Here is a 19,621-nt window from a genome sequence, read left to right on the forward strand (position 1 = left end):
TCCCGATCCGCGCGATCTGGCGGTGCCGGGTGCGCGTCGAGAGCGGATGCGCGCCGCCCCTAGGATCGGAGCGTGGAGCAGGCGGAGCCGACGGTGAGCGATCGCATCCTCACCGTGCCCAACCTGCTGAGCATGCTGCGGCTGGCCCTCGTACCGCTCTTCCTCTGGCTCATCGTGTCCGGCGACGACGTCGCGGCCCTGGTCGTGCTGGTCGTCGCGAGCTGCACCGACTTCCTCGACGGCAAGCTCGCCCGTGCCTGGAACCAGATCACGCGGCTCGGGCAGCAGCTCGATCCGGCGGCCGACAAGCTGTACATGCTGGCGGCCCTGATCGGCTTCACCGTCCGCGAGCTCGTCCCGGCGTGGCTGCTCGCCGCGATCGTGCTGCGCGAGCTGGTGCTGCTGGTCATCGGCATCGTGCTGACCCGGCACGGCATCGGCCCGCTGCCGTCGAGCCGGCTCGGCAAGATCGCGACCTTCGTGCTGTTCACGGCGATCCCGGTGCTCATGCTGGCGCATGCCTTCCCTCGCTGGCCGCGGCCGCGCATCCGCTCGGCTGGGCGCTCGCGCTGTGGGGTCTGCTGCTCTACTGGTGGTCCGGCGTGCGCTACGCCCGGCAGGCGGTGCGGGTGGTGCGGAATCCGCCGCGCGGCGCGGGTGCCGATTCCGATACGCTGAACGTCCTAGGAGGTGGATGATGTCCGAGATCCACGATCGCCGCAACGCGGAGGCGGCCCGCCGCAGTCAGAACGACTCGACTGCGACGTTCAGTCACGAGTTCAGCGCGCAGCTCGCGGCCATGGAGAGTGGCATCTCGCTCGAGGAGCAGGAGGCCATCGGAGCCCTGCCGTCCGGATCGGCGCTGCTGGTCGTGCGCCGCGGTCCGAACGTGGGCGCACGATTCCTGCTGGACGCCGACGTCACCGTCGCCGGCCGCCACCCGAACGCCGACATCTTCCTCGACGACGTCACGGTCTCGCGCCGGCACGCCGAGTTCATCCGCTCCGGCACCGCCTTCCAGGTGCGCGATCTGGGGTCGCTGAACGGCACCTACTTCAACGGCCAGAGCATCGAGTCGGCCGCGCTCGACGACGGCGCCGAAGTGCAGGTCGGCAAGTTCCGGCTCACCTTCTACGCATCGCGGCAGGATCTCGCCGCAGCTCCGAGGGGCTGAGTGGCCCGCGCGACCGCGGCGGCGGCGAGCCCCGCGGGCGACGGGGGAGCCCAGCTGCTCAGCATCGGGCAGGTGCTCGCGCGCCTCACGCCCGAGTTCCCCGACCTCTCCCCGTCCAAGCTGCGCTTCCTCGAGGAGCGGCAGCTCATCACCCCGCAACGCACCGCGTCGGGCTACCGCAAGTTCTCGCCGGCCGATCTCGAACGGCTTCGCTTCATCCTGCAGCTGCAGCGCGATCACTACCTGCCCTTGAAGGTCATCCGCGGCCACCTCGACGAGCTCGACGCCGGTCGGGTGCCGCAGCTGCCCACGGGCGCCGGCACGCCGAGCATCTTCCCCGCCGAGCGCCGGCTCAGCCGCGACGAGCTGCTCAAGGAGGCGGGCGCATCCGCGCCGCTGCTGGCGGATGCGGTCTCCGCCTCCCTCATCGCGCCGGCCGAGCACCACGGCGAGGATGCGCTGGCCGTGCTCCGAGCGCTGGCCGAGCTGCAGCGCGCCGGTATCGAGCCGCGGCACCTGCGCGGCCTGCGCGCCGCCGTGGAGCGCGAGACGGCGCTCATCCAGAGCGCCCTGGCACCCGCCGCGCGCCGAGGCGACACGGCGAGCCGGGCCCGGGCGGCGGAGCTCGCCCGCGAGATCTCGGCGCAGCTCGACCTGGTGCGCGGCAGCCTCGTGCGCAGCGCGCTGTCCCGTCTCGACGGCTGACCGGGCGCGCCCGCTGGCGCTGTCGTCGGTCGGCCGTACACTGGTCGAGCGAGGGCTCGACATCGGGGTCCGACACGCCGGACCAATGTCGGTCGGCGTGGGGAGCCGTCGCTAGCGTGGACCTCGTCAAAACCGTCAACCTGAACTTGAGGTTGAACGCAGAGCCCGAAAGGCACGTCGATGAGCGAAGCACCCCGTCCCGAGGACTCCCGGTACGATCTCGGCTTCCTGTTCACCGACGGCCTGCCCGAGATGGACCCGACCGCCGGGTACCGCGGCACGGTGGCGGCGAAGGCCGCCGGCATCACCTACCGGCAGCTCGACTACTGGGCTCGCACCGAGCTCGTGGAGCCCACCGTGCGCGGCGCCGCCGGCTCCGGATCGCAGCGCCTCTACGGCTTCCGCGACATCCTCGTCCTCAAGCTCGTCAAGCGTTTGCTCGACACGGGCATCTCCCTCCAGCAGATCCGCACCGCCGTCAACCAGCTGCGTGAGGCGGGTGTCAGCGACCTGGCCCAGACCACCCTCATGAGCGATGGCGCGGGCGTCTACCTCTGCACGTCGAACGACGAGGTCATCGACCTCGTCAGCCGCGGCCAGGGCGTCTTCGGCATCGCCGTGGGCAAGGTGCTCCGCGAGGTCGAGACCTCCCTCGTCGAGCTCGACACCGCGCAGGGTGATCCTGCGGACGAGCTCGCCGCCCGCCGACGCTCCCGTCAAGCCGGCTGACCGCTCAGCGGCTCCCGCCGCGCCGCCCACCTGCTCCGGGGCGACCGCACGCGCGCCGGGGAGCGGAGGCCCGCGGTTTCAGATGCCGATGCGACCGGCGCGCATGACCCGCTCGAGGAGCATGTCGAAGTTGTGCGCCATCTCCTGCGCACTCTCGCCCGGCCACATGTGCAGCGGCTTCGCAGCGCCCTGCGCCTGCTGCAGCGACGTGCGCTCCGGCAGCTGCGGGCTGAGCACGAGCGGCCCGAACATGTCGCGCAGCTCCTTGATGCGGAACTGGTGCTCGAGCGACTGCACGCGCGTGCGGTTCACGACGATGCCGAGCGGCTGCAGACGGGGGAGAGGCCGCGGCGGATCTCCTCGATCGCGCGCAGCGCGCGGTCGGCTGCGGCGACCGAGAACAGGCCGGGCTCCGTCACGACGATGACCCGGTCGCTGGCCGCCCACGCGGTGCGGGTCAGCGCGTTCAGCGAGGGGGCGGAATCGATGAGCACGAGGTCGTACTCGTTCTCGACGTGCGCCAACGCCTCTTCGAGCTTCCAGATGTCGCGGATGCTCGGATGCGGTCCGTCGAAGTTGATCGCGGAGGGGCTGCCGATCATCACGTCGACCGTGCCGTTGCGACCGCGAGTCCAGCCGCTCGGCGCGATGGCCTGGCGGACGGTGCGCTCGCGCGGTGCCGTGAGCACGTCGGCGACGTTCAGGTGACCCGCGACGGCGATGTCCATGCCGGTGGAGACGTCCGATTGCGGGTCGAAGTCGACCACGAGGGTGCGGAGGCCTTTGGCGAACGAGGCGGAGGCCAGACCGAGGGTCACAGTGGTCTTGCCCACACCGCCCTTGAGGGAGCTGACGCTGAGTACGTGCACGATCCATAACGTTACCGTTACGAAGCTGGAAGGGCTCCGACCGGATGCGGCGCGCCGCGCTGCGCTCGGACCGCATGCCGGGCACGGGGTGCCCGTGGAGCGGCGGACCCCGCGCGGTAGGATGGGAGTTCCCCGTGCATCGAAAGGCAGCCACAGTGGCACTGAACCGCAAGAAGCCTCTGGGCGACGACGAGGTCTTCCCGGATCACGCCGACGCCGGCGATCGGGGACGGCTGCACGACGACCCGACCGAGCCCTCCGGCGAGGATCTCACCCTCGTCGTGCCCGAGCACCTCACCTTCTCCGTCGACCTGCCCGAGCAGGTGCACGACGCCCCCGAGGACGAGCGGGCCGTCGCGATCGACGACACCACGGTGGATCCGGGCCGCCTCGATGTCGGCCCCGCGGCGACGACCTCCATCCCGGTCTCCCCGCCCGTCGAGGAGACCACGGGTGACGGGCCGAGCCGACGCGAGCGGCTCAAGGGCGGCACGTCGGAGACGCCCGAGTCCGCAGCCATGCTCACCGCCGACCGCCTCATCGAGCCGCGTCGCCGGCACCGGCCAGCGCCCGAGGGCGGGTTCAACGCCTTCCTCTACGCCGCGACGTTCCACAACGTGAACCTCGGCGACTCGAAGAGGGTGCGCGCGCGCAAGGAGGTCGAGGCGCGCATGGCCAAGAAGTTCGAGGGCGGCACCCGCTTCGTGCCCGTGCTCACCCGCAAGGGCGGCGTGGGCAAGACCACCATCACCACGCTGCTCGGCATGGCGCTGGCGGATGCGCGCGAGGACCGCGTCATCGCCATCGACGCCAACCCCGACCGCGGCACCCTCTCGGAGCGGGTGCACAAGCAGACCCGCGCCACCGTGCGCGACGTCGTCACGAGGGCCAGCTCGGTGGTCGGCTTCACCGACTTCGCGAACCTCGTCTCGCGCGACATCACGCGGCTCGACGTGCTCGCCTCCGACACCGACCCGCTGCTCTCCGAGGCGTTCAGCGAGGACGACTACAACGTCGTGGCCGACCTCGCGCAGCGCTTCTACTCGATCGCCCTCACCGACTGCGGCACCGGCATCGTCCACTCGGTGATGCGGGCCACGCTCGGCCGCGCCGACTCGGTGGTCATCGTCTCGGGCGGCAGCGTCGACGAGGCGCGTCTCGCCTCCGAGACCCTCACCTGGCTGGAGGCGAACGGCTACGGCGACCTCGTCCGCAATGCGGTCGTGGCGATCAACACCGCGACCCAGGGCACGCAGCTGGTCAAGCTCGAGGAGATCGAGTCGCACTTCCAGTCGCGCGTGCGCGCGACCGTGCGGATCCCCTACGACCCGCAGCTCGCCGCCGGCTCCGTGGTGAGCTACCGCGATCTGCACGAGGTCACCAAGCAGGCCGCACGCGAGCTCGCGGCCCTCGTCATGGACGGGCTGCCCGTCCGCCGCGATCGCTGATGGCGGAACGCGCCATCCGGATCTTCGGCGACCCGGTGCTCAAGACCGTCTCGGACGCGATCGCGGACCCCGCATCCGCTCGCGCCCTCGTGCAGGACCTGCTCGACTCGGTGGCGCTGCCCGGGCGCGCGGGCGTCGCGGCCTGCCAGATCGGCGTCAATCTGCGCGCCTTCAGCTGGAACGTCGACGGCGAGACCGGCTACGTCATCAACCCGACGCTGGTCGAGGTCGCGGGCGAGGCGGAGCTCGTCGACGAGGGCTGCCTCTCCGTGCCCGAGCTCTTCTTCAAGACCCCGCGGCATCCGTTCGCGCGCGTCGTCGGCGTGGACCTCGACGGCGAGACCGTCGACGTCAGCGGCACCGGCCTGCTGGCCCAGGCGCTGCAGCACGAGTGCGACCACCTCGACGGCCTGCTCTACCTCGATCGGCTCGAGCAGCCGACCCGGCGCGAGGCCCTGAAGGCGATCCGCGGCACGAGCTGGTTCTGAACCGCACAGGTCGAGGGCCCGGGAGCGCACGCTCCCGGGCCCTCGACACGTGCACCGACGTCAGTGCGCCAGCGACTGCCCCTGCGTCTTCGGCGCCGAGTCGTACATGCCGGTGATCTCCGCGGCGAAGTCCGCGAGGATCAGGTCCCGCTTGATGCTGAGCTTCGGGGTCAGGTGCCCGCTGGCCTCCGTGAGCTCGATCGGCAGGATCGTGAACTTGCGGATGGATTCGGCGCGCGACACGAGCGTGTTCGCCGCGTCGATGGCGCGCTGCACCTCGGCGAGGACGGTCGGATGCGCGGCCGCCTCCGCGAGGCTCAGCGTGCCCTGCACCCCGTTGTTGGCGAGCCACGCCGGCAGCATCTCGGGATCGAGGGTGACCAGCGCCGCGATGAACGGCTTCTGGTCGCCCGTCACCACGACCTGCCCGATGATGGGGTTCGCGCGGATCGGGTCCTCGAGCACGGCGGGGGCGACGTTCTTGCCCGCGGCGGTGACGATGATCTCCTTCTTGCGACCGGTGATGGTCAGGTACCCCTCGGCGTCGATCGCGCCGAGGTCGCCGGTGCGGAACCAGCCGTCCTTGGTGAAAGCGGCCTTCGTCGCCTCCTCGTTCCTCCAGTACCCCTGGAACACGTTGATGCCGGTCACCTGCACCTCGCCGTCGTCGGCGATGCGCAGACCGACCCCCGGCAGCGCGGGACCGACGGTGCCGATCTTGAACTTCGAGGGCACGTTCACCGAGGCCGGTGCCGTGGTCTCGGTGAGGCCGTAGCCCTCGAGGATGCGCACGTCCATGCTGCGGAAGAAGTGCCCGAGGCGGGGGCCGAGCGGCGCCGAGCCCGAGACGGCGTATCGGACGTTGCCGCCCATGGCGGCCTTGAGCTTGCCGTAGACCAGCTTGTCGAAGAGGGCGAACTGCAGCTTGAGGCCCAGCGGCACGCTGCCCGCGTCGAGCGCCTTGGAGTGCGCCACGGCGACGTCGGCGGCGCGACGGAAGATCTTGCCCTTGCCGCCGGTCTCGGCCTTCTGCTCGGAGGCGTTGTAGACCTTCTCGAAGACGCGCGGCACGGCGAGCAGGAAAGTCGGCTTGAAGCTGCCGAGCGACGGCAGCAGCAGCTTCGTGTCGGGCTGGTGGCCCACCTTGACGCCGGCGTGCACGGCCAGCACCGAGATGAACCGCGCGAAGACGTGGGCCAGGGTGATGAAGAGCAGGGTGGAGGAACCCGGCGCGACGACCTCCGCGAGCTCCTTCGCCGAGTTGCGCGCCAGCTCGACGAAGTTCGAGTGGTTGAGCACGCAGCCCTTCGGGCGGCCGGTGGTGCCCGAGGTGTAGATGAGCGTGGCGATGTCGTCGGCGTTCGCCAGCGTGCGGCGTCGCTCGATCTCGGCGTCGGTCACGGAGGTGCCCGCCGCGGTGAGCTTGTCGAGGTCGCCCGTGTCGATCTGCCAGACGCTGCGCACCTGGGGGACATCCGCGTGCACCTCGTCGAAGCGCGCGAAGTGGTCGCTGTTCTCGACGATGACGGCGACCGCCCCGGAGTCGGAGAGGTTCCACTGCACCTGCGAGGGGAGGACGTCTCGTAGATCGGCACGAGCACGGCGCCGGCGAACCAGACGGCGAAGTCGATGAGCGTCCACTCGTAGCGGGTCTTCGCCATCAGGCCGACCTTGTCGCCGGGCTCGATGCCGCTCGCCGCGAGCCCCTTCGCGAGCGCGGTCACCTCCTCCAGGAAGCGGCGCGAGGTCACATCCGTCCACCCGCCACGGCCGTCGGGCAGGGCGAACAGCGGCGCATCCGGGGTGAGGCGGACCCGCTCCACGAGCAGGTCGGTCGCATTGGCGGTCGGGTCCGCGGGGACCACGGCGGGCACGATCTGATGGTTCACGGCAACTCCTTCGGTACCGGTCAGCGTAGAGCTCGTCACCACCCTAGCCCGCGGTGCCGAGCCGACGCCGAGCGGAACGTCCCCCGTCCGGGCCGCTCTGGGGGACGGAACCCTGGGGGTAGAGTGGAGCGGTCCGTCCCGAGGTGAGGTCTCCATGTTCTACTGGCTGATGAAGCATCTCGTCGCCGGCCCCATCGTCAAGGTCGTGTTCCGTCCCTGGATCGTCGGGTTGCAGAACATCCCCGAGCACGGCGGAGCCATCCTCGCCTCGAACCACCTCTCCTTCGTCGACTCGGTGTTCCTGCCGCTCGTCCTCGACCGGCGGATCAGCTTCCTCGCCAAGAGCGACTACTTCACCGGCCGCGGCATCAAGGGCTTCCTCGTCCGCCTCTTCTTCGAGGCGACGGGCCAGCTCTCGATCGACCGCTCCGGCGGCAAGGCCAGCGAGGCCTCGCTCAACACCGGTCTGCAGGTGCTGCACAAGGGCGACCTGCTCGGCATCTACCCCGAGGGCACCCGCAGCCCTGACGGGCGCATGTACCGCGGTCGCACCGGCGTCGCGCGCATGGTGCTCGAGGGCAAGGTGCCGGTCGTGCCCATCGCGATGATCGACACCGAGAAGATCATGCCCATCGGCACGAAGATCCCCACGGTCCGCCGCGTCGGGATCGTCATCGGCGAACCGCTCGACTTCTCGCGCTTCGAGGGACTCGAGGGCGACCGCTTCATCCTGCGCTCGATCACCGACGAGATCATGTACGAGCTCGGCAAGCTGAGCCAGCAGGAGTACGTGGACGCCTATGCGTCGTCCGTCAAGGAGAAGCGCGGCCCCGCCGCCCGATAGGCTCAGCCTCGGTCCGCGCTCCCCGCCGGACCGTCAGGACCGGCGCCACCCCCGCCACCCATCGAAACTCCAGAGGAATCACCGTGGTCGACTCCACCGAACCCGTCATCACCGCAGCACCGGCCGTGATCGAGGGTCTCGACTACTGGCGCACGCTCCCGGTCAAGCAGCAGCCCTCCTGGCCGGACGCCGCCGCCACCGCGGCCGTGTCCGCCGAGCTCTCGACGCTGCCGCCCCTCGTCTTCGCCGGCGAGGTCGACCAGCTGCGCGACCGGCTCGGCAAGGCCGCGCGCGGTGAGGCCTTCCTCCTGCAGGGCGGGGACTGCGCGGAGACCTTCGCGGGCGCGACCGCCGATCAGATCCGCAACCGCGTCAAGACGCTGCTGCAGATGGCGGTCGTCCTCACGTACGGCGCCTCCATGCCCGTCGTGAAGATGGGACGAATGGCGGGCCAGTTCGCCAAGCCCCGTTCGAACGACTTCGAGACCCGCGGCGACGTCACGCTGCCGGCGTACCGCGGCGACATCGTCAACGGTTACGACTTCACGCCGGAGTCGCGTGAGGCGGACCCGCGCCGTCTCCTGCAGGGCTACCACACGGCGGCATCGACGCTGAACCTGGTGCGCGCGTTCACGCAGGGAGGCTTCGCCGACCTTCGCGAGGTGCATAGCTGGAATCGCGGGTTCGCCTCGAACCCGGCGAACCAGCGCTACGAGCACCTCGCCGCCGAGATCGACCGGGCCATCAAGTTCATGGAGGCTGCCGGCGCCGACTTCGACGAGCTCAAGCGCGTCGAGTTCTACACGGGTCACGAGGGTCTGCTCATGGACTACGAACGGCCCATGACCCGCATCGACTCGCGCACCGGCACCGCGTACAACACGTCGTCGCACTTCCAGTGGATCGGCGAGCGCACCCGCGAGCTCGACGGCGCGCACGTCGACTTCTTCTCGCGCGTGCGCAACCCCATCGGCGTGAAGCTCGGCCCGACGACGACCCCGGAGACGATGCGCGAGCTCATCGAGAAGCTCGACCCGAACCGCGAGCCCGGCCGCCTCACCTTCATCACGCGGATGGGTGCGGGCAGGATCCGCGACGCGCTGCCCCCGCTGCTCGAGGCCATCAAGGAGACGGACGCGCTGCCGCTCTGGGTCACCGACCCGATGCACGGCAACGGCATCACGACGTCGACCGGCTACAAGACCCGCCGCTTCGACGACGTGGTCGACGAGGTCAAGGGCTTCTTCGAGGCCCACCGCGCGGCGGGCACCCACCCGGGCGGCATCCACGTCGAGCTGACCGGCGACGACGTCACCGAGTGCCTCGGCGGCTCGGAGCACATCGACGAGGCGACGCTGGCCACCCGCTACGAGTCGCTCTGCGACCCGCGCCTCAACCACAAGCAGTCGCTCGAGCTGGCGTTCCTCGTCGCGGAGGAGCTCGCGGCGAAGCACTGACGCGTTGGAGAAGGGGGCGGATGCGATGCATCCGCCCCCTTCCGTGTATCGCGCGCCTCAGCCGGTGAGGCTCCAACGCAGCGTGATGGTGTCGCCGACGCGCGCCTCCTCGCCGGCGCCCGGGGAGATCTCCGTGACCGTGGCGAAGGCGCCGAAGGGACCGGGGTCGCTGTAGGCCACCTGCAACCCGGCGCCCTCGAGCGCGGACACGGCGTCGTCGACGTTGTCGCCGACGACGTCGGGCACCTGCACGGGCTCCGGCCCGTCGGAGACGTTCACCACGATGGCGGTGCCGGGGACCACGGGCTCGCCCTCGTCGACCTGCGCGTACCAGTCGATGACCCGGCCCTCGGCCACGTCGTTGTTGTACCGGCGCTCGCCCTCGCGGAACTGGAGGCCGGCGCCCTCGATGATGCCGCGCGCGGACGCGGCCGTCTCGCCGGTGACGTTCGGCACCGGGCCGGCGGAGACCACCAGGGTCACCGGCTGCTGCTCGGCGTACTCCTGACCCGGCTCGAGCGCCATCGATCCGCCCTCGGCATCGATGCCGGTGGCGCGGATGACGGCGCCGGCATCGATGTCGGCGTTGAACTCGGTCACGTCGTCCTGCAGCTGGAAGTCGCCGAGGTCGGCGCGCACGTCGTCGGCGGGCCTGCCGGCGAACTCCGGCAGCGCGATCAGCCGCGGCCCAGCGGAGACGACCAGGTCGATCTCCGACTCCGGCGGCAGATGCGTGCCGGCGCCGGGCGACGACTCCATCACCTCGCCGGCGGGCACATCGAGACTCGTCTCCGGCGTGACCGTCCCGACGGCGAAGCCGGCGCCCTCGATCGCCGTGCGCGCATCCGCCTCGGAGGTGCCGACGAGCGTCGGCACCGCGGCGTAGGAGCCGGGTCCGGCGAGGAAGTACCAGGCGGTGGCTCCACCGCCGCCGAGCAGCAGCACGAGCACGACGATCAGAGCGATCAGCCGTCCGCGCCGCTTGCGCGGCTCGTCCCCGTCCTCGCCGTCGCCGATCTCCCCCGTGCCGGCGTCGTCCCCACCGCTGCCCGTCTGGGCGGGGAGAGCACCTGGGTGAGACCCTGCGAGATCTCATCGGTGCCGGCGACCGGCGCGAGCACCCGGGTGGGCTGGTACGCCGCGGTGCCGGCGGCCGTGACGACCGGATGGGGCTGGGTCGCCTCCGGCACGACGATGCGCCGTGCGTCGGTCACCTGCTCGAGCAGGCTGCGCGCGTCCCGCGGGCGCGATTCGGGCTCGCGGGCGGTGGCCCACAGCACGAGCTCGTCGAGCTCTGCGGGTACGTCATCGACGACATCCGACGGCGGGGGCACACTGTCGTTGGCGTGCTGGTAGGCGATCTGCATCGGCTGCTCGCCCTTGAAGGGCTGCTCGCCGGCGAGCATCTCGAACATCATGATGCCGACCGCGTAGATGTCGCTGCGGGTGTCCGCGACGCCTCGGGTGACGAGCTCGGGGGAGAGGTAGGCGATCGTGCCGAGCAGCGCCTGCCCGGTGGCCGTGTTGGCGCTGACGGCGCGCGCCAGGCCGAAGTCGCCGATCTTGATGCGGCCGTCGTCGGCCAGGATCACGTTCTCGGGCTTCAGGTCGCGGTGCACGATGCCCGCACGGTGCGCGGCGGCGAGGCCGGCGAGCACGGCCTCAGAGATGTCGAGCATCTGCTCGGGAGTCAGCCGCCCGTATTCCTGCAGCAGGTCGCGCAGGGTGATGCCGGGCAGGTACTCCATCACCAGGTAGGCGGTCTCGGCCTCCTGCCCCTGGTCGAAGACGTTGACGACGTTCGGATGCGCGAGGCGCGCGGCGGAGCGCGCCTCCTGGATGAAGCGCTCCTTGAACTGGTCGTCGTCGGCGAGGTGCGGATGCATCACCTTGACGGCGACGCGGCGGTCCAGCCGCAGGTCGGTCGCCAGGTACACCGTGGCCATCCCGCCACGGGCGATGCGTGAGCGCACCTCGTACCGACCATCGATCAAACGGCCGACGAGGGGGTCCTCGGTGGGGTTGCTGCTCACCCTGCGAGTCTAGGGCTGGGCTGGATGGCAGTCCGCCCGAAACACCGTCCGACCCGCGGAAGACGGGCTGCGATCAGCCGAGCTCCGCGAGCCAGGACCAGGCGGAGGCCTCCCACTTGGCGTAGGCGGTGGGGTGGGCGGAGATCTGCACGGCCTGCGCAGCCTGGGTGAGGGTCATCGACTGCCATCCGCCGATGTCCAGCAGGCCGCGATTGCCCTCGGGGGTTCCCTGGTAGAAGGTCCGCGCGGCGTAGGCGGGGTCGAGGATCTGTTCGACCGAGCCCCAGCCGAAGCTCGGCCGCTGCTGGAACAGGCCGACGGAGTCGCGGTCACCGTAGTCGATGTTGCGCAACGAGGACTCCTGCATCGCGGTCGCCAACGCGATCACGATGCCGTAGTCGGAGACGCCCAGCTGGCGACCGACGTCGACGATCACCTTCGCGTTGGGGCGCATCGTCGAGCTGAGGCCCTGGACCGTGCCGGTCGCCGAGCCCGCGGGCGCGGCGGGGGCCGGAGCGGCCGGCGCGGGGCTCGCGGAGGAGCTCGATCCGGTGCCGGCCGCCGGCTGACCCGACGCGCCGGGGATGGCCAGCTCGCTGCCCGGGTAGATGATGCTGGTGCGATTGAGCCCGTTCGCGTCGAGGATGCTCGACACCGTCACGCCGAAGCGGGCGGCGATCGCGCTGATCGTCTCGCCGGCGCCTACCGTGTGGCGCGTTCCGCTGGTGGAGGAGGACTGCGTGTCGGCGGGCTCCTCCGCCGGCGCCTGCTCGGCGACCGTCTGCTCGGCGGGCTGCTCGTGGGCGATGAGCCGGGGCGCCCCCGGCAATGACGGCACGGCGCGGTCCGCACCCGGGAGCACGATGCTCTGGCCGGGGAAGATGGTGCTCGACCAGCTGAGACCGTTGGCCTCGAGCAGGTCCACCGTGCTGAGACCGTGTGCGGCGGCGATGCCGGCGATCGTGTCGCCCTCGGAGATCGTGTACGAGCCCGCGCCGGCGCTGGAGCCGCCGGGCGTCGGCGCGGCCGCGATGCCGTTGCGCAGCGTGAGGGTCTGCCCGGGGTAGATGGACGAGCGCCAGCTCAGCCCGTTCAGGGCCAGGATGCCGGCGGTCGAGAGCCCGAACTGCTCGGCGATGCCGCTGACCGTGTCACCGTCGGCGACGGTGTACCGGGAGGGCACGGCGGCCAGCGCGCGGACCGGCTCGACGCTCGCCGCACGGATCGTCGTGGACGCGGCGGCGAGACCGCGCACGCCCTCGTCGTGCTCGCTCGGTTCATCCGGCTGCGGCTGCGCGACGGCGTCGAGGTTGCCGGTGAGGTTGAGGGTGCCGATCGCGACCGCGCCGGCGATCATGATCGGCATCGTCGCGGCGCGCCCGCCGCCGCGCTTCGACGCAGCCTGCTTCGTCGCGCGTGCCTGCTGCCGTCGTGCGCCGTTCGCCGCGGCGTCGCGCCAGAACGGCGTGCGCTCGGTCTCGGCCCGGCTGGGGCGCAACCCGTCGAACACGGCTCGCGCGATGGCGTCCGTATCGCGGACCGCGGTGCTGTCGTCGGAAGCTCGATCGTCGCTGCGATCCATAGCTCTCACCCATCCCGATCTCATGGCTCGCGCGGCTCGTGGGGTGCGCGCGGGCGCAGTTGTACCCCGATAACGCTGTCACAGCGGTACAGAGCAGTCAACACGGCGGGCGCGTGCGACGCTGGGAGCCAGCCCATGGCACGCTTGACCTGTGACTGAGAACGCCGCCGCCTGGTTGACCGTCCCCGACCTCGTCGAAGAGCTCGGGCTCGGTGTGGGACAGATCCACCGCCTGCTCGAGGACCGCGCGCTCCTCGCCGTGCGCCGCGACGGGGTGCTCGTGGTGCCCGCGGAGTTCATCCGCGATGGGGAGCCGGTCGTGGGGCTCGCCGGGACGATCACGCTCCTCGCCGACAGCGGCTACTCCGACGACGAGGCCATGCGCTGGCTGCTGGCCGAGGAGGAGTCGCTCGGCAGGACCCCGATCGCCTCCCTCCGCGACGGGCACAAGTCCGCCGTGCGTCGCGCCGCCCAGTCGCTCGCCTTCTGATCCACCCCGCCGCGTCCTCAGCGTGGCGGGGGTCCGCAAGCCCGGTCGGACGAGCGGAGGGCTCAGGCCTCGCGGCGGATGACCGCCTCGCCGAGCCGCCGCAGCTCGTCGCGGGCCGAGCGGCTCAGCGGCGCTGCGGCGAGGCCGTCGAGCGCATCGCGCAGGCCGGCTTCGATGCGGCGCTCGATCTCGGCCACCGCACCGGACTCGCGCAGGGAGGCTCTGATGACCTCGACCTGGGCGTCGTCCAGATCGGGGTCGCCGAGCATCTCGTCGAGCAGGCGTCGGGCGCCGGAGGGCAGCGCCTCCCGGGCGAGGGCGATGAGCACCGTGCGCTTGCCCTCCCGGAGGTCGTCGCCCGCGGGCTTGCCCGTCACCGCCGGATCGCCGAAGACGCCGAGGAGGTCGTCGCGCAGCTGGAAGGCGATGCCCAGCGGGATGCCGAAGTCGCGCAGGGCCTGCACCTGCTCGGGCGAGCCGCCGCCGAGGCTCGCGCCGATGACGAGCGGCGCCTCCACGCTGTATTTGGCGGACTTGTAGAGCACCACGCGCGCGGCGCGGTCCGCGAGGGTCGACTCGGGGGCGTGCATCCAGGCTGCCTCCTCGAGGATGTCGAGGTACTGGCCCACGGTGACCTCGGTGCGCATCCGGTCGAACTCCGCCCGCGCCGATGCCGTGCGTGCGGGGCCGAGTCGCTGCAGGCCGCGCAGCAGGATCTCGTCCGACCAGGCGAGCAGCAGGTCGCCGAGCAGCATGCCGCCGCCGAGGCCGAACTGCTCGGTCTCGCCCGACCAGGCGCCCTCGCGGTGCAGCTGTTCGAACCGGCGGTGGGATGCGGGGAGTCCGCGACGCGTGTCCGAGCGGTCGATGATGTCGTCATGGACGAGCGCCGCGGCATGGAAGAGCTCGAGCGCCGCGCAGACCTCGACGATCGCGTCCAGGGCGACCGGGTCCGGGGCGTCGAGGCCGACGGGCGCCGGTTGCACGGACTGCCACCCCCAGTAGCTGAAGAGGGCCCGGAACCGCTTGCCGCCGCGCAGCAAATCGCCGGAGAACCGCGTCAGGTCGACGAGCTCCGGGGCGATCCGGGCCAGCTCTCCGGTCTTCTGCTCGAGGAAGTCGTCGATGCAGTGCTGCACCCTGTCCACTAGTCGGAGACTCTCAGCCACCCCGGTAGCCTAGCCTTCGGGCCGGGCATAGGATGGTGCTCCAGCGTCAGCGGGGTCTTCGATCCGAAAGGGGAACCCATGCCACTCTCCGAGCAGGAGCAGCGACTTCTCGACGAGATGGAGCGCAACCTCTACAAGCACGATGCGGACTTCGTCGCCACCGTCGGTGCCCGCCGAGTCGGCGCCCCGAACTACCGCATGATCGTCATCGGCGTACTGGTCGCGCTCCTCGGGGTCGCGACCATCGTGACCGGGGTGGCGCTGCGGGTCCCCGTCGTCGGGATCCTCGGCTTCGTGCTGCTCCTCGGCGGTGCCCTCCTCGCGCTGTCGTCCCCGCGTGGGGCGAAGGGTCGTGCTGCGTCCGCTCCCACCGGCGCTACCCCGAAGGCGCGGCAGCAGCAGAGCCGCGCGGGATTCATGGACCGTATGAACGACCGCTGGGAGCGACGCCAGGACGGCGACCGCTAACCTCCGAACCACTCGATCAGGGATCGGCCTCCGGGCCGGTCCCTTTTTCGTGCGCCCGGACGCATCCGGACGGCGAGGGCCGATCCGCCGCGTCCGCATCCGCTCGGGCCGATCGGGCCGTCCTGCGGGATCCCGCCGGCCTCCTCCACTTCCCTCCCCGCTGCCTCGGCGCGGCGTTGCCCGGCGCGGGGGAGGCCCGTGCGCAGCGGGATCACCGGGGCTGGCGATCTGAGGCGGACCCGCGTCCTCCACCCGGCTCAGTCTGTGTCTGAGCTGGGTTTTCTCGTGCAATAGCATCGTCGACGCGCCGTCAATCCTTCTTTTGTGGGGCTCAGTGGAGTAAAGTGGAGGAAATCGGCGATCGGCATCGAGAGGGCAGGGGGTGTGCACCGTGTTTCTCGGTACCTACGCTCCGAAGCTCGACGAGAAGGGCCGCATCGTGCTCCCGGCCAAGTTCTGGGACGAGCTCTCCTCCGGCCTGGTCCTCACCCGCGGGCAGGAGCGCTGCATCTACGTCTTCCCTAACCGCGAGTTCGAGCAGGTCCACGAGAAGATCCGCCAGGCCCCCGTGACGAGCAAGACCGCTCGCGACTTCCTGCGCGTCTTCCTCTCCGGCGCGCACGCCGAGGTGCCCGACAAGCAGCGGCGGGTCACCATCCCCGCCGCGCTGCGCCAGTACGCGGGCCTCGACCGCGAGCTCACCGTCATCGGTGCCGGCAGCCGGGCCGAGATCTGGGACACCGCTGCCTGGGAGGCGTACTACGCCGAGCAGGAGGCCGAGTTCTCCGACGTGTCGGAGGAGGTGATCCCCGGCCTCTTCTGATCCCTGATCGTCGACCCCCAGCCGACCGCCCTGGCGCACCTTCCCCGGTGCCAGGTCGCCGGATGGGGATCGATGAACAGGGGTCCAGCCGGAAGGAACCCATGCAGCACCACGACCGTCACATCCCCGTCCTGCTCGAGCGGTGCGTCGAGCTGCTCGCCCCTGCGCTGGAGCGCCCGGGCGCCGTCCTGCTCGACGCGACGCTGGGGCTCGGCGGCCACGCCGAGGCGTTCCTGCAGCGCTTCCCCGAGCTGACCCTCGTCGGGCTCGACCGCGACCCCGACGCGCTGGCCAGGACCGGGGAGCGGCTGGCGCCGTTCGCCGACCGCATCCGCCTCGTGCACGCCGTCTACGACGAGGTGCCGGAGGTGCTCGAACGGGAGGGCATCCCCGCGCTCGACGGCGTGCTCTTCGACCTCGGCGTCTCGTCGATGCAGCTGGACGAGGCCGAGCGCGGCTTCGCGTACGCGCAGGACGCGCCGCTCGACATGCGCATGGACAACAGCACGGGCGTCACGGCCGCCGATGTGCTCGCCGAGTACGACGAGTCCGAGCTGCGCCGGATCTTCTACGAGTACGGCGACGAGAAGCTCGCACCGCGTTTCGCCAGCCGCATCGTCGCGCGACGGCAGGAGCGCCCGATCCTGCGCTCCGGCGATCTCGTCGACATCATCGCCGCCGCCACCCCCGCAGCCGTGCAGCGGACCGGGCACCCCGCCAAGCGCGTCTTCCAGGCCCTGCGCATCGAGGTCAACCAGGAGCTGTCGGTGCTCGAGCGCGCCGTGCCGAACGCGCTCGACGCCCTCGCGGTCGGCGGACGCATCGTGGTGCTGGCCTACCAGTCCCTGGAGGACCGCATCGTCAAGCGCGAGCTCGCTGTGCGCACGGCGAGCACCGCTCCGGCGGGGCTCCCCGTCGAGCTGCCGGAGCACGCGCCGCGGTTCCGCGCCCTCGTGCGCGGCGCCGAGCTCGCGGGCGACGAGGAACGTGCCGTGAACAGCCGAGCGACGCCCGTGCGACTGCGCGCGGCGGAGCGCATCCGCGAGGAGAACCGATGAGCGCCGCCCCCAACTACCGTCGCCCGCTCGCGCCGCTGGCCCGACCGACCGCCCCCGAGCGCCCCGCGCTGCAGGCGGTCGAGGTCGCGCCGAGCCGCGCCTCGAAGCGGGCTCGGCCCCGTCCGCTGTACGCGGCCATCACCCTCGGCGGGGTCTTCGCCGTCATCGTGGCGCAGCTGCTGCTCAGCCTGGTCGTCTCGAACGGCGCCTACGAGCTCTCCACCCTCTCGAGCGAGCGCGCCGCGCTGACCCGCGAGGAGCAGCAGCTGCGCGAGCAGATCGACGTGTCCGGCTCGCCGCAGAACCTGGCGACGGAGGCCGAGCGACTCGGGATGGTCGCCAACGGCAGCTCCGCCGTGCTCTGGCTCTCGGATGGGCGCGTCGACGGCAACGTCGGGGCCGCGGAACCGGGCGCCGGCGTGGTGGGCTCGCACGGCAACCTGGTGGCGAACGCGCTGCTGGCGCAGCAGGCTGCGGCAGGTGCCGCCGTCGAGGCGCCGACCGGGTCAGCGGACACGCCGGAGGCCGCCGCGGCATCCGCCCCGGAGACTCCGACAATGAGTGGGCTTCCGACTCCCGCGACGCACTGAGCGTCCTCGTCGGAACGGGAAGGAACGCCTCGTGAGGTACCCCGCACGCACGCGCGGCCGGCTGGCGCTCGCGCTGATCGTCGTCGTCGTCCTGGTCGGCGTCTTCGTGGTCAGGCTCGTCGACCTGCAGGTCGTGCGCGCCGCCGATCTCGCCGAGCAGGGCGCGGATCGCCGCGGCGTCGAGGCGACCGTGTACGGCCGGCGCGGCGAGATCGTGGACACCAACGGCGTGGTGCTGGCCGACAGCGTCACCCGCTACGACCTCAAGGTCGATCCGGCGAATGCGAAGGACCGCGAACGACGCGTCGACGGCGAGAAGGTCGTGACCACGCGCGACGAGCTGCTCGAGCAGATCGCCGCCATCACCGGAGGCGACGCGGCCGAGTACGCCCGCATCATCGATGAGCGGCTGGCCGAGGACCCGGATGCGAACTTCGCGAACCTCGCCAAGGACCTCGACGTCGACGCCTACAACGCCATCAACGAGCTCGGTATCGCCTGGATCGGCTGGGACACGGTGCCGAGCCGCACGTACCCGGTCGGCGCCGTCGCCGGGAACCTGGTGGGCTTCATGGGCACGGACGGACCGCAGACGGGTCTCGAGCTCATGTACGACGAGGCCTGCCTCCAGGCCAGCAACGGCATCGAGACCTACGAGCGGAGCCCGGACGGCGTCCGTCTGCCCGGCAGCGTCGTCACCACCGTGCCGGCCGAGGACGGCGGCACGCTCAAGCTGACGATCGACAGCGACCTGCAGTGGTTCGTGCAGCAGCGGCTCAGCGAGTACGCGCTGTCGCTCGGCGCGCAGTGGGGCGCTGCGGCCGTGGTCCGCGTCTCGGACGGGCACATCATGGCGATGGCGGACTACCCGTCCGTCGACCCGAACGACGTCGGCGCCGTCGGAACCGACGCCCTCGGCTCGCGGGCGTTCTCGACCCCGGTCGAGCCCGGCTCGGTCATGAAGATGCCGGCCGCCGCGACCCTCCTCGACGAGAACGTCGCCGACCCGTACACCCGCCTCGAGACGCCCGGTTCCTGGACGGTCAACGGCGGCACCATCAACGACTGGTGGGCGCACGACACGATCCCGCTGACGCTCACGGGCATCCTCATGAACTCGTCGAACACCGGCACCTCGATGCTGAGCGACCGCATCGACGTGCAGACCCGCTGGCAGCACTTCTCCGACTTCGGCTTCGGGCAGAAGACGGCCGTCGGCTTCTCCGGCGAGTCCGCCGGCACGATCGGCTCGAGCGGCGCCTCGTGGGACGGTCTCACCAAGTACCTCGTCACCTTCGGCCAGGGCATGAGCGCGACGGTGGCGCAGATCGCCAGCGCCTACCAGGCGCTCGGCAACGACGGCGTGAAGATGCCGCTCACGCTCGTCGAGGGCTGCCAGTGGGCGGACGGCACGGTCACCGAGGCCCCGAGCACCGAGGGCACGCCCGTCATGCAGTCCGACACCTCAGTCGAGCTGCGCGGCATGCTCGAGAGCGTCGTCAACGAGGGCTACGCGGCGCACAACTTCGACATCCCCGGCTACAACGTCTCCGCCAAGACGGGTACCGGCGAGGTCGCGATCGACGGCGCCTACACCGCGGAGCGCACGCTCTCCGTCGCCGGCGTGGCACCCTCCGAGAACCCCGAGTACGCGGTCGTGGTGACCTACTACCGCCCCGCCAACAGCAAGAGCTCGTCGTCGGTCGCCGAGCCGTTCAGTAAGATCATGAGCCAGGTGCTGCAGACCTACCGCGTGCCGACCTCGACGGTCGGACCGGTCGGCTACCCGACCGAGTGGTGACCGG

At 71.2% G+C, this 19,621-nt stretch carries 16 protein-coding genes and 3 pseudogenes; 14 read left to right on the top strand and 5 right to left on the bottom strand.

The features are described from left to right. The first annotated feature begins 72 nt into the window (after positions 1-72). From QQK26_RS02625 to QQK26_RS02640, 4 genes are all read left to right on the top strand, one after another. Positions 73-678 carry a CDP-alcohol phosphatidyltransferase family protein gene (locus tag QQK26_RS02625; RefSeq protein ID WP_348519978.1) on the top strand — a complete coding sequence of 202 codons (606 nt, stop codon included), beginning with the start codon at positions 73-75 and terminating at the stop codon, positions 676-678. A gap of 16 nt (positions 679-694) precedes the next feature. Next, positions 695-1,174: an FHA domain-containing protein gene (locus QQK26_RS02630; RefSeq protein WP_284229783.1), complete on the top strand. Its 480-nt coding sequence runs from the start codon at positions 695-697 to the stop codon at positions 1,172-1,174. Continuing rightward, complete coding sequence (ftsR, locus tag QQK26_RS02635; protein ID WP_284229785.1) at positions 1,175-1,879, top strand: transcriptional regulator FtsR; 705 nt, start codon at positions 1,175-1,177, stop codon at positions 1,877-1,879. 180 nt (positions 1,880-2,059) lie between these two features. Beyond that, the gene (locus tag QQK26_RS02640; RefSeq protein WP_284229788.1) at positions 2,060-2,608 is read left to right on the top strand and encodes a MerR family transcriptional regulator; all 549 of its coding nucleotides are present in this window, start codon (positions 2,060-2,062) and stop codon (positions 2,606-2,608) included. 78 nt (positions 2,609-2,686) lie between these two features. Here the strand turns inward: QQK26_RS02640 and QQK26_RS02645 are convergent. Then, positions 2,687-3,477, bottom strand: a pseudogene (locus QQK26_RS02645) (ParA family protein). A 155-nt stretch (positions 3,478-3,632) separates the two neighbouring features. Here QQK26_RS02645 and QQK26_RS02650 point away from each other — a divergent pair. Further along, positions 3,633-4,925: a MinD/ParA family ATP-binding protein gene (locus tag QQK26_RS02650; RefSeq protein ID WP_284229793.1), complete on the top strand. Its 1,293-nt coding sequence runs from the start codon at positions 3,633-3,635 to the stop codon at positions 4,923-4,925. Next, positions 4,925-5,413 (top strand): peptide deformylase, encoded by a 489-nt coding sequence (locus tag QQK26_RS02655; protein ID WP_284229795.1) that lies wholly within the window; start codon positions 4,925-4,927, stop codon positions 5,411-5,413. Before QQK26_RS02650 ends, QQK26_RS02655 begins: the two co-directional genes overlap by 1 nt. A gap of 60 nt (positions 5,414-5,473) precedes the next feature. Here the strand turns inward: QQK26_RS02655 and QQK26_RS02660 are convergent. Beyond that, positions 5,474-7,302, bottom strand: a pseudogene (locus QQK26_RS02660) (AMP-dependent synthetase/ligase). A 154-nt stretch (positions 7,303-7,456) separates the two neighbouring features. Between QQK26_RS02660 and QQK26_RS02665 the strand changes: the two are divergent. Together QQK26_RS02665 and QQK26_RS02670 are read left to right on the top strand one after the other, a co-directional pair. Further along, the gene (locus QQK26_RS02665; protein WP_284229796.1) at positions 7,457-8,146 is read left to right on the top strand and encodes a lysophospholipid acyltransferase family protein; all 690 of its coding nucleotides are present in this window, start codon (positions 7,457-7,459) and stop codon (positions 8,144-8,146) included. A gap of 83 nt (positions 8,147-8,229) precedes the next feature. After that, positions 8,230-9,603, top strand: a complete 1,374-nt coding sequence (locus tag QQK26_RS02670) for a class II 3-deoxy-7-phosphoheptulonate synthase (RefSeq protein WP_431307978.1) — start codon at positions 8,230-8,232, stop codon at positions 9,601-9,603. 57 nt (positions 9,604-9,660) lie between these two features. On the opposite strand, the pseudogene pknB reads toward QQK26_RS02670, so the two are convergent. Beyond that, a pseudogene (gene pknB, locus QQK26_RS02675) lies at positions 9,661-11,636 on the bottom strand (Stk1 family PASTA domain-containing Ser/Thr kinase). A 73-nt stretch (positions 11,637-11,709) separates the two neighbouring features. After that, positions 11,710-13,218, bottom strand: a complete 1,509-nt coding sequence (locus tag QQK26_RS02680; protein ID WP_284229798.1) for a lytic transglycosylase — start codon at positions 13,216-13,218, stop codon at positions 11,710-11,712. A gap of 151 nt (positions 13,219-13,369) precedes the next feature. Between QQK26_RS02680 and QQK26_RS02685 the strand changes: the two genes are divergently transcribed. Next, positions 13,370-13,708, top strand: coding sequence for an Rv2175c family DNA-binding protein (locus tag QQK26_RS02685; RefSeq protein WP_284229800.1), 339 nt, complete (start codon positions 13,370-13,372; stop codon positions 13,706-13,708). Between the two features lie 62 nt (positions 13,709-13,770). Here QQK26_RS02685 and QQK26_RS02690 read toward each other — a convergent pair whose 3' ends face one another. Further along, positions 13,771-14,877, bottom strand: a complete 1,107-nt coding sequence (locus QQK26_RS02690) for a polyprenyl synthetase family protein (protein ID WP_284229802.1) — start codon at positions 14,875-14,877, stop codon at positions 13,771-13,773. Positions 14,878-14,955: 78 nt separating this feature from the next. On the opposite strand from QQK26_RS02690, the gene QQK26_RS02695 reads away from it, so the two are divergent. The 5 genes from QQK26_RS02695 to QQK26_RS02715 all read left to right on the top strand — a co-directional run bounded on the left by QQK26_RS02695 (position 14,956) and on the right by QQK26_RS02715 (position 19,617). After that, a complete protein-coding gene (locus tag QQK26_RS02695; protein WP_284229803.1) occupies positions 14,956-15,345 on the top strand; it encodes an SCO2097 family morphological protein in 390 nt (129 codons plus the stop codon). A 391-nt stretch (positions 15,346-15,736) separates the two neighbouring features. Continuing rightward, the gene (mraZ, locus tag QQK26_RS02700; protein ID WP_284229805.1) at positions 15,737-16,168 is read left to right on the top strand and encodes a division/cell wall cluster transcriptional repressor MraZ; all 432 of its coding nucleotides are present in this window, start codon (positions 15,737-15,739) and stop codon (positions 16,166-16,168) included. 101 nt (positions 16,169-16,269) lie between these two features. Further along, the gene (gene rsmH / locus QQK26_RS02705) at positions 16,270-17,226 is read left to right on the top strand and encodes a 16S rRNA (cytosine(1402)-N(4))-methyltransferase RsmH (RefSeq protein WP_284229807.1); all 957 of its coding nucleotides are present in this window, start codon (positions 16,270-16,272) and stop codon (positions 17,224-17,226) included. Further along, complete coding sequence (gene ftsL, locus QQK26_RS02710; RefSeq protein ID WP_284229809.1) at positions 17,223-17,816, top strand: cell division protein FtsL; 594 nt, start codon at positions 17,223-17,225, stop codon at positions 17,814-17,816. Before rsmH ends, ftsL begins: the two co-directional genes overlap by 4 nt. Positions 17,817-17,847: 31 nt before the next feature. After that, positions 17,848-19,617 (top strand): peptidoglycan D,D-transpeptidase FtsI family protein, encoded by a 1,770-nt coding sequence (locus QQK26_RS02715; RefSeq protein WP_284229810.1) that lies wholly within the window; start codon positions 17,848-17,850, stop codon positions 19,615-19,617. Positions 19,618-19,621: the final 4 nt, after the last annotated feature.

It is taken from the genome of Arenivirga flava, assembly GCF_030161575.1.
Taxonomy (GTDB): Bacteria; Actinomycetota; Actinomycetes; order Actinomycetales; family Microbacteriaceae; genus Arenivirga; species Arenivirga flava.